General features: G+C 40.1%; 13 protein-coding genes. 9 read left to right on the plus strand and 4 right to left on the minus strand.

Annotated elements, in window-relative coordinates; all coding sequences use genetic code 11:
- Positions 1 to 92 precede the first annotated feature (92 nt).
- Both C0V70_RS14845 and C0V70_RS14850 read left to right on the plus strand, forming a co-directional pair.
- Entirely contained in the window at positions 93 to 461 is a 369-nt protein-coding gene (locus tag C0V70_RS14845) for a hypothetical protein (RefSeq protein ID WP_102244650.1), read from the plus strand.
- Entirely contained in the window at positions 461 to 1984 is a 1524-nt protein-coding gene (locus C0V70_RS14850; protein ID WP_102244651.1) for a hypothetical protein, read from the plus strand. The genes C0V70_RS14845 and C0V70_RS14850 overlap by 1 nt, the downstream gene beginning before the upstream one ends.
- 1 nt (position 1985) lies before the next feature.
- Here the strand turns inward: C0V70_RS14850 and C0V70_RS14855 are convergent, their stop codons facing one another.
- Complete coding sequence (locus C0V70_RS14855; protein ID WP_133566585.1) at positions 1986 to 3359, minus strand: hypothetical protein; 1374 nt, start codon at positions 3357 to 3359, stop codon at positions 1986 to 1988.
- A 110-nt stretch (positions 3360 to 3469) separates the two neighbouring features.
- Here C0V70_RS14855 and C0V70_RS14860 point away from each other — a divergent pair, with 110 nt between their 5' ends.
- Positions 3470 to 4087 (plus strand): phospholipid scramblase-related protein, encoded by a 618-nt coding sequence (locus C0V70_RS14860; RefSeq protein ID WP_102244653.1) that lies wholly within the window; start codon positions 3470 to 3472, stop codon positions 4085 to 4087.
- Between the two features lie 39 nt (positions 4088 to 4126).
- Here C0V70_RS14860 and C0V70_RS14865 read toward each other — a convergent pair whose 3' ends face one another.
- The gene (locus C0V70_RS14865; RefSeq protein ID WP_102244654.1) at positions 4127 to 4642 is read right to left on the minus strand and encodes a hypothetical protein; all 516 of its coding nucleotides are present in this window, start codon (positions 4640 to 4642) and stop codon (positions 4127 to 4129) included.
- Positions 4643 to 4836: 194 nt separating this feature from the next.
- On the opposite strand from C0V70_RS14865, the gene C0V70_RS14870 reads away from it, so the two are divergent.
- Both C0V70_RS14870 and C0V70_RS14875 read left to right on the plus strand, forming a co-directional pair.
- Positions 4837 to 5496 (plus strand): murein L,D-transpeptidase catalytic domain family protein, encoded by a 660-nt coding sequence (locus C0V70_RS14870; protein WP_102244655.1) that lies wholly within the window; start codon positions 4837 to 4839, stop codon positions 5494 to 5496.
- A 7-nt stretch (positions 5497 to 5503) separates the two neighbouring features.
- Positions 5504 to 5899: a DUF6973 domain-containing protein gene (locus C0V70_RS14875; protein ID WP_102244656.1), complete on the plus strand. Its 396-nt coding sequence runs from the start codon at positions 5504 to 5506 to the stop codon at positions 5897 to 5899.
- On the opposite strand, the gene C0V70_RS14880 is transcribed toward C0V70_RS14875, so the two are convergent.
- Positions 5896 to 6123: a DUF2917 domain-containing protein gene (locus tag C0V70_RS14880; protein WP_158649703.1), complete on the minus strand. Its 228-nt coding sequence runs from the start codon at positions 6121 to 6123 to the stop codon at positions 5896 to 5898. The two genes, C0V70_RS14875 and C0V70_RS14880, sit on opposite strands and share 4 nt — an antisense overlap.
- A gap of 159 nt (positions 6124 to 6282) precedes the next feature.
- Between C0V70_RS14880 and C0V70_RS14885 the strand changes: the two genes are divergently transcribed.
- A complete protein-coding gene (locus C0V70_RS14885; RefSeq protein WP_158649704.1) occupies positions 6283 to 7731 on the plus strand; it encodes an aminotransferase-like domain-containing protein in 1449 nt (482 codons plus the stop codon).
- Between the two features lie 90 nt (positions 7732 to 7821).
- Positions 7822 to 8166, plus strand: coding sequence for a hypothetical protein (locus C0V70_RS14890; protein WP_102244658.1), 345 nt, complete (start codon positions 7822 to 7824; stop codon positions 8164 to 8166).
- Positions 8167 to 8203: 37 nt separating this feature from the next.
- On the opposite strand, the gene C0V70_RS14895 is transcribed toward C0V70_RS14890, so the two are convergent.
- Entirely contained in the window at positions 8204 to 8491 is a 288-nt protein-coding gene (locus tag C0V70_RS14895; RefSeq protein ID WP_102244659.1) for an Mpo1-like protein, read from the minus strand.
- 80 nt (positions 8492 to 8571) lie between these two features.
- Between C0V70_RS14895 and C0V70_RS14900 the strand changes: the two genes are divergently transcribed.
- Complete coding sequence (locus C0V70_RS14900) at positions 8572 to 9468, plus strand: AraC family transcriptional regulator (protein ID WP_102244660.1); 897 nt, start codon at positions 8572 to 8574, stop codon at positions 9466 to 9468.
- Between the two features lie 165 nt (positions 9469 to 9633).
- On the plus strand, positions 9634 to 9864 hold the full coding sequence (locus C0V70_RS14905) for a GlsB/YeaQ/YmgE family stress response membrane protein (RefSeq protein WP_158649705.1): 231 nt from the start codon (positions 9634 to 9636) through the stop codon (positions 9862 to 9864).
- The last annotated feature ends 30 nt before the right edge of the window (positions 9865 to 9894 follow it).

Consider the following 9894-nt stretch of genomic DNA (forward strand, 5'->3'; position numbering starts at 1 on the left):
TCACACTACTAAAAACAATCAATCCGTTTCAATCTTTGCCTCATTGTTTTTAACACCTCCTTTCAATAAAATTTAATGACAGGGAGTTTTCCATGCACTTTCTCATTATCACTCTTACATTGTTTTTATCTTTCTCAGCTTGGGCCAAAAATAAAAGCACAATTATCAAAGAACCAAGCCAGATACTCCCCCTCAACGAAGAAGCTGACAGGGCCTTAAGATCAAGCCCGCTTGCAAGCGATGTTGTAGAAGACGATGCCAACCAAAAAGAATTTCACCGAAAGGCCTTTAATGCCACTAAAAAAATAGCCTCAATAATTTCAATCCCGGAAGGCGAACACATGCACTTTGTTTACGATTGTTTATTCATGCAGGAAGAAGGGCTCTACTTAAAATACTCCCACCTACCAAAAGATAAAGTTGTCTTAGCTAGAAAAATGATCGTCGAGAGCTTTAAGTAATGAAGAAATTAATTTTGACCTTGTTCATACTATCTACAAACGTCATGGCAGATGTTCTCTTTATTGACTTAAACAATGTTGAGCAAGAAATTGAGGTTGCCAGAAAAGCAGCGGCACTTCGAGGGGAAAAACTAATTGTTTTACCACTGGATCGTGACTCTTATAAAAATCCTGTCAAAAGTAAATTAGACCAAGAATATAGTCGCATTTATGCGAGATACGAAATGGCCTGCAGGAATCAAGAATCACCAGCGTGCCAAAAAGCAGCCACTGAAGTAAGTGAAATGGAAATTAGAATATCTAAAATTCCCAGTGTAAAAAATTACGACGCTGCAAAACTCCAAGAAGACATGGCGACGATAAAAGAAAACATTAGTTCTGTCATGATTTCTGGTCATGATGGAGGTGGAAACTTCACAGGAGAATTTGGACAAATCACTGGTCGTGAGTTTTTAAGTTCTTTAAAAAATTTTTCAGGAAGAGATGATATTAGATCTCTTTATCTTTTAGGCTGTAATTCAGCAACAACTCACACACTCGCCGCTCTTTGGAGAAACGCACTCCCTAAAGCTCAATTCATAGCTGGTTATGAGGGCATTGGGTATTTAAGGGATAATGGTCTGGGGCATGCATTTATTAAGAATGTTATGGCCGAAGAACAAAAGATTATTGCCTCTTCTACTATGGCCGATGCACTAAAAAAATTTCGTGCCCTCTTTTCCAATGATAAAACTCACAACACTGCTGCGAGCCTGGTTTTAAACTGTGACTCTGCCAATCCCATTTACTTATCATCAATCAATCCTGCTAAACCTTTTAGTGAAATCTATGGATGTGATCAAGATTACAAAAATAAGATCAATAGTTTTTTAAAATGTGCTGTCTCAGAAACATCTCCTTGCGAAATTACCAATCTACCAAGAGATTTAGTTGATAAGATAAAATCATGGTCAGCTTGCGGAATGACATTAACTTCAGACTTCACAGAAGCAGATAAAATACAAAACCAACTCTACATACTTCAGTCTTTTAGTGGGGTCTATTCAAAACTAAATCCATCAGTAATGTTTATGAATCTTCCAGAAGAAGTAAGAGCGCAGCTTAACATCAATCCTTCGGAGTTAAAAACTTACCCGGCAATTCTTCAAAAAATACTAGCAGTTAAGAAGTTTTATGAAAATAAATTCGACTATGCTGCGATTAAAGACATTCCGCTATTTGAATTAAATCGTAGTGCTTCGAAAAAAATTTATTATGACCAATTATGGATCGGCCTTTCAAATATGGACTTATCAGTCTTAGCAAAGGAACCAATTGGACCGGGAACACTTAGGGCCCAAGCCTTTTTTAAAGCATTTTCATCTGGAGAAGCCGTAGGTACATTCAAAGAACGTATCGCACGTCTTGAAAAAGAAAAATTACCTGAGACTGATAAAAACTATGATAGCTGGGTCGACAGTTATTACGCTCAGGAGATTGATGCGTTGAAAGAATATGAAAAAGAGAGGATAGCAAAAAAATGATTTAGCTTTTTTTCGTAAACATAACCCCAACCTGCGACCCTCCCGAGCTGATATTCACTTTCAAACTCGTATTCGTGGCACGCGATAAAAATCCTCCCACTTCAAAATGATTGAACTTACCATTGCTCCAATCATACTGAACAAAGACTCCCAAATCAGAGATCGCCTTTCTAGGCTTAGTTAAAAATCCATCGATATCAATCGTATTGAGATTCACTCTTTTTTGGATCACCCACTCATTCATCTTTTTGGCCGGAATTTTTTTAATGGTCTTCACCATCTCATCATCCATGAAAACGTGCTCGCCACCAAAACCATCCACGTATTTAATAACGTAGTCAGAAGGGTTAATCAGCGCTCCTTCTTTTCCCTCGGCGAGCATATGAGCTGGGAGAATCGAATTCTGTAAGCGACTTGATGAACCAAGATACTTTCTTCTGATATGTGGATCGGCCAAGATCGCCAGGATACTCTTAGAAGCAAAAAGGCCCGTCACAAATGGTCCATAGTGAGGAACTTGCTCACGCACTAGTTTTGAATAAAGGTTTTTTGAATCGATATAGTCTTGAATGGTTAAAGCAAAACTCACCATGTAACTTTCCGGATACCAGTTGTTTCCAACTTTGATTTTTCTGTCTTTGATTTGGATTTTTTCTTCAGTTAAAAATGGATAATCATTTACATCGACATCGAGTCCATACGAAGCTGGTGTCACCAGTCGTAGATCATATTTTTTTTCTTTTGCTCTTCTTAAAAGCAGCTCTTCATCCCAGTTGTAACAATCTGTCTGGAATCGAGCTAGAGAGTTCCCTAGCCTCTTCATGTTTTTAATTTCTGCACTTGAAGTGTCTAAAGAAAAATATTTCTTACGTAGCTCTGGCATCAGAGAATAAAGTGTGTCGTGAATAAAAGGCATTCTCGCCAAACCATCAAAACCAATCTCGTTGATCTCTAAAAGCTTAGGAGGATTATTCACCTCTGGTTTTCCAACGATGGCCATATCAAAACGCAAGCTTCCCACTAAACGATCAGGTCTATGCTTAATGACTTTTAATTCTTTCAAAAGAAAATCGCGGACCGGGCCATGAGGAAAAATAGCATTCACTTCGCTTTCTGGAAGTGTGATCAATTTTAAAATCAGTTCCGTAATATCTTTTGCCGTTTTATTAATAACTGGGAGATAGGATCCAGGAAGAACACGTGGATAAATTGAGCAGTCCTGCTCTAAAATATCCGAGAGCCCAGAGTCGTGAAAGGCATTCCATAAACTGGTCTTGTGATTATAAACTTCAATCTTTGATTTCTTAAAGTTCTGAATGTGTTTTGGGGCCTGTTCGTGAAAGTGATGATCGAAATTGAGCGCGCGCTTCTTCAAGAGAGAATCCTCCGGCAAGTTGATCTTTTTACTCGGAAAAAGATCTGACGTTTCCTCTATTTTATCCCACTGGTACAATGTTCCAAATACAACTTTAAAAAGGGACTTATATGCCTGTAGACCTAAACCATGACAGAATTTTTCTTCGCCAGAGAAGAGAAATCGCCGAGCTCTTTGGAGTTGAGACCAGAAATAAATATGAGATTCTCGCGATGGAAGGCTCACCTTTGGGATTTGTGGCCGAAGAAGGAAAAGGAATTGGCGCTTTTTTTGGAAGGGCCTTTCTTGGGCACTGGAGAACTTTCACCATTAATATTTTTGATACCAACCGCAACCTCGCCTACAAAGCACTCCACCCTTTCCGCTTTCTTTTTCAAAGATTAGAAATCACTAAAGCGACAGGGCAAAGAATTGGAGCGCTTGAGCAAAGATTTGGAGTTGTCACCAAACGTTTTGACCTGGAAGATGCCCATGGAAATGTGATTATGAAAATGGCAGCTTCATTTTGGAAGCCGTGGACGTTCCCTATTTATAAAAATGGTGAGGAAGTCGCACTCATTCTCAAAAAGTGGTCAGGAACTTTTTCAGAAATCTTCACAGACAAAGATAATTTTACGATTGAGTTTAAAGATAAGAGACTGACAACAACGGAGAGAGAATTGATTTTAGCTTCAGCGATGTTTGTTGATTTGAATTATTTTGAAAGAAAGGCCGGATCGAATTCATAAAAAAGGCCGGTTAAAAAACCGGCCCTTCTTAACATAAAATTATTGGATTTTTCCAGTAACCTGGAAGTGAAGACCAACAGTTGATTCTTCAGCTGAACATTGAACGTCAGCATCTGTTGCTGGAACGTAGATCGCTGCACGGCCGTGAAGGTATTTGTACTTGTTATCAGCTAGAGCTGAATCAAGGAACTTCTTTCCTTCTAAACATGAAGATTCATTGTTAGCAGAGTATGCTTTTGAATCAACTAGCTTTACAGTCCAAGCTGCGTTGTCAGCAAATAAAAGTGCGCTATAGTTACAAGTTACACCGTTTTCAACAAATGTAGCTCTTACAAGAAGGTTATCAAGGCTCATGTCTGTTGTAGCTTTTCCGAATACAACATTTCTTTCAGCGAAGTCAGCTGGAACACCAGCAGTTTGTGTGTTTCCATCAGCACATACGAATGCTGTGAATTTAGCGGCCCAACGCTCACCTGGAAGAGTTAGATCTCCCTCGTTAGCGAAAGCCGAAGTAAGTGATAGAGCAAGCATGCTCGCAAGAATAACCTTTTTCATTAAGTCCTCCATAATAGATATTTTCAGGTAGATGTTTTGTATGCCCTACTTTTTGTTTGGTCAAGCAAACAAATGAATTAATTATTAAACATTCATTTAAAATTAAATACTTAGAATACGATAAAGAAATTACAATGACCTTTCACAGCAAGGCCATTTCTTATATACCTTCCTAGAATCTTGGGGGGATCTTTATGAAACAATTAATCGTTTTATTTCTCGCTATCTTCGTGTCCGGCTCTTATGCAAGTGAATCACTTAATCCAAAAAATTCTCGCGAAGTTTGGTTGTCATTTAACGGGACAAACTACTGCAAGCCTGGTTTTTGTGCAGAGGCCGTTCCCTATCGTGCTTTAAGAGAAGCGCTTAACTTCTATCGCGACAATCAAGATGTTATCGACAACACAAGCTACGTAGGAATCATCGACTTCACGATGCAATCAACATTAAAAAGATTTTTTATTCTCAACCTAAAAACAGGTGCGGTTGAATCGATGCTGGTGACTCACGGAAAAAAATCTGAAACTGAGTTAGGCTTCGCTGGCCAATTTTCAAATACGATCAACAGTGAGATGAGTTCATTAGGTTTTTACCTGACAGATAACAATTCTTACGTTGGTAAGCACGGTGTCTCTCTAAGACTGGATGGATTATCTGAAACAAATAGCAACGCACGTGCAAGAAATATCGTGTTGCATGGAGCAGATTATGCGACTCAATGGTTTGCAGATCAAAAAGGAAGACTTGGGTTAAGCCAGGGATGCCCTGCAGTTGCTCCAAATAAGATTGAAGGCGTTATTAAGAAATTAAAAGGCAGAGGACTTCTTTACATTCATAAGAATAAAACGATTTAATGAATAGATGTTAAAGAAATCTCTTATCGCTTTAGTTATTCTCGGTTTTCTCTCTCCTGTGATCGTCGTCTTCATCCTTTATAGGTTTGCCATGTCGACGGGGCTTCCAGGAAGAAGAGGTGGACCGCAAGATGCATTCAGGCACACATATTCAACAGCGCTCACAGCTCGCTACCTTTCACCAAAGGTTGTCGAGCTGGTGACGCGTTTTTGTGAAACTGACCCCACATCACATTTTGATCAAATGGATATTCACAATAACCGCATTGGGACAAATATAGGATTAGGATCGGGTGAACTCTACCCTACTGTCATGAAAAAAATCAAAGAGGGAAAAATCAATTCCACCGATCCAGATGTCATCACCTGGATGCCAGAAAATGAATGGGACAACGGTTTTTAAAACCAGAAACTCGCTTTGCCCAAGGCCTGCATTACACTATGTTTTCCATCGGGAAGAACAAACTTATCTCCCGCCTGATAAAAATAATCCTGAGCATCCCCTTCATGTGTCAGCCACAACTCTCCACTGATAACATGAACTTCTTTGGAGCGCTTCAGACTAAAGACTTGATTTTTTTCCAACGTAACCTTTTTGATATCCGATAAATGAATTTGGTTGTCCATAAGTGCCTCCAAACACATTATCGTCCTTTTTTGCAAACCAATACAGATTCAGAATTTGAGATTTGTAACCATAACAGTTATAATGGTGAAAAACTGTTATGGTCGCTTTGCGCTCGAACTGTATGTAGATTTTTTAGTCACTCATGGGAAAATCAGTATATGGAAACACTAGACACATCATCCGATAAAAATCATTTGTATATCCAAATTGCTGAGAGGATTAAGTCCTGGATCAATGAAGGAACCTATCTTCCAGGCTCTAAAATTCCATCGATGAGACAACTTTCGACGAAACTCGATGTGAGTGTCTCGACTGTTATTCAATCCTATCAACTCCTCGAGAGGCTGGGATTTATCGAAGCAAGACCGCAGTCTGGTTACTACGTAAAGATTCGTCCACTCTTGCAAGAAGCTGGTATTGTCACTAAGCCTGCTTCTGCTCCTCGTTTTGTTCAAACCAATAACACTTTTCTCGACGTGATCCATGCTTGTGGTGATAAGTCGCTCGCTCCTTTAGGCGCAGCAGTTATGCACCAGGATTTACTTCCGACAGAAAGTTTACAGCGCTCACTTATTAAAATTTCCCGCGAGCGCGCTGCTGATTGTATCAACTACGAAATCGGCGCCGGCAACTGGCAGCTTCGTCAGGAACTGGCCAAACGAAGTATTGAAATGGGCTGTGACATAAGCCCTGAATCAATCAACGTGACAACCGGTTGTATGGAAGCCATCAATCTCGCCCTCAAGGCCGTCACAAAACCAGGAGACATTGTCGCTGTTGAGAGCCCTACTTATCACGGGCACATCAATGCACTGGAGAATCTTGGTTTAAAAGCTTTAGAGATTGCCACGTCTTCTCAATCGGGAATGGATCTTGACGCCTTAGAAGAAAAGATTTCTAAATTTGATGTGAAAGCTGTTTTAGTCACTCCTTCTTTTTCAAATCCGCTAGGAAGTTTGATGAGTGATGAAAGCAAACAAAAGATGGTTTCACTTTGTTCAAAGTACAATGTGCACATTGTTGAAGATGATATTTATGGTGAGCTTCAATTTGAAGGCAACAGGCCTTTGGCCTTAAAATCCTTTGATAAAAAAGACATCGTCATGTACTGCTCTTCTTTTTCTAAAACGCTTGCCCCTGGATACCGCATTGGTTGGGTTATCCCTCCAGCGAAATTTTTTGATAAGATTGAGATTATGAAATTCTCCAATACGGTCTCGCCCAACTCAGCGGCCCAGATCGCGCTTGCTGATCATTTAAAAAATAACAACTACGATAGGCACTTAAGAAAGCTTCGCCAGACGCTTTCGCAAAATATGCACCTCTTCTCCCATAAAATTATTGAATGTTTTCCGGAAGGGACAAAAATCACCACGCCAAGTGGCGGCTGTTTAATCTGGGTTGAGTTCCCTAAAGGCATTAATGCTCTGGAGCTTCATGAGAAGGCGTTAAAACATAAAATAAGCCTGATTCCAGGACCTCTTTTCTCAGTGACCGGCAAGTATGAAAACTGCATCAGAATCAACACTGGAACCCTTTGGAACAGTAATATTGAGGCAGCTTTAGAAAAGATTGGAAAGCTGGCCCATGCCCTTGCTAAAAAATAATTGTCAGGATTATGTTAGCAGAAGCGATCTTCGTTGCTATCCCCCTTCTAGTTTGTTATTAAGCGGCAAACAAACTACAGGGAGATTTTTATGAAACTATTTTTCGTTGTATCCGCTCTTGTGACTGTGTTATCGGCCACTGCTTCTTTTGCCGGTGAAAAAATCAACTGTACGTCTATTACTCAACCAAACAACCGCCTGCAAATTGTTTTAACTGAAGAATCAAGAGTCGCTGGCGCTTCTCTTTACACTGCAAACCAGACAGCAGAAGAAACATTTTCTGCAACATGGGCAGTTGGATCAGTAAACCCAATGGCCGGTATTCAAGTCATTCTCCAAAACCAACAGGTTCTTGATATCGAATACGCTGTATTCGAAGAAAGCCATGACGGTCTAGTGACTGTTAATGATACTGAAGATTATAGCTGTCTTTAATCTGATAAAACAAAAAGGCCGCAGTCTACTTGCGGCCTTATAACTTTCTAAACAACATCAAATAGAACATTTTGAAATCGCCAATCAAACTCCAAACAGGATGCTTAAAAGTCGCCGGCCGGTTTTTCTCCACTACAAAATGCCCGATCCAAGCAAATGCATAACCGCATAATGGGACAATCCAGATATATTTCCACTGCCCGGAAACAATTATCCAGATAAGTAAAAGATGAACAAGTAACGTTCCACAAAAATGCAGCCTGCGGTTTGTGGCATTTGAATGTTCACTTAAATAGAAGGGCCAGAATTCTTTAAAACTTTTCATCAGTAAAGTTTAGTGAAAATTAGCTATTTTGGACAGGCCAAGAGCATTAAAATAAGGCAAATTTATAAGACGAGGTTTTTATGAAAAAGAAATCACCGGTTGTCTTGAAGAATTTTCATCGCTCTCAAGTAGGCCGCGCCCAGCGTTTTATCAGGTCCCATTTCACTGAGGAGTTAACACTCAAGAAAATTGCTCAGGAAGCAGGCTCTTCCGCCTTTCACTTTGGTAGAATCTTTATGTCCTATACCGGGGAAACAACTTTTTCTTATCTTCGTCGTATCCGTATGAGCAATGCCCTTCGCATGCTCCAGGAAGACAATGAATGCCCGGTGACTGAAATTGCTTTGAGTATTGGCTATGAAACACCTTCGGCCTTTAATAAAGCTTTTAAGCAGCAGTTTAATTTGAGTCCAAGTGATTTTCGCAACCAAGGAAAAGAAGAGCAAAACAAGTTGATCTATTCTCTAAGCATCAGTCAAACAAACGAGGAGATGCTTATGAATTTAAACCTTACTGAAAAACCAGAAATCATCACCAGAGAAGCGACTCACTTCTTGCATGTGAAAAAAGCAGGGATCTTTGCTGAAGTGGCCATGCCGGCCTGGTATGCCATGTTCCCGCTTATCGAAAGCGTGCAGAAAACAGACATCAAAGAATTCCTTGGGACGAGTATCATGGATATGAAAACCCAGGATGAGTCTTCTATGTTTTACAGTGCGGGAGTTGCCCTTGTCGCAAAACCTAAAACGGTGCCAAAAGGAATGGAATACACAAAGATTACTGAAGGAAAGTACGCTCGTTTTATCCTGACTGGACCTTATCCAGGAGTGTGGCCAGCGTTTGAAAAAATTTTTCGCATTTTAATTGAAAAGAGAATCAAACTTCGCGATGGTGCTTGTATCGAAAATTACTTGAACGACCCGAATGTTACACCAGAACATGAGCTGATCACTGAGTTATTAGTTCCAGTTGAATAAAAAATCATTCGATAAAAGCTAGGCCATGCTTAGCTTTTATCGTCTTTAAAATCATCCACAAAAGGCCCACAATGAACCTTAGTCCATGGAGGTTCTATGATCTTGAGAATTGTGTTTTGGACTATAATGATAGGTTTTATGTCTGGTGCAGTGATAAAATTCTGCATGCCTAAAATCCCTCACGGAAGTGTTTTTACCACCATGACCGTTGGTCTTATCGGATCGGTTTTCTTTGGCTGGCTTGGTTCGCGCTTCGGGCTTTACGAATACGGAGACGTAGAAGGACTTATCGCCTCCTTTATAGGTGCCGTCTCTCTCCTTTATATTTTCTACTCTTACGTCGCGGCCTTTGGGTTAAAACCCATGAAAAGGCGTCCAAAGTTTCGACACCTATAGGACTTTTTACAGGCACCCTCCTTCCTTGCG

The organism is Bacteriovorax stolpii (assembly GCF_002872415.1).
Classification (GTDB): domain Bacteria; phylum Bdellovibrionota; class Bacteriovoracia; order Bacteriovoracales; family Bacteriovoracaceae; genus Bacteriovorax; species Bacteriovorax stolpii.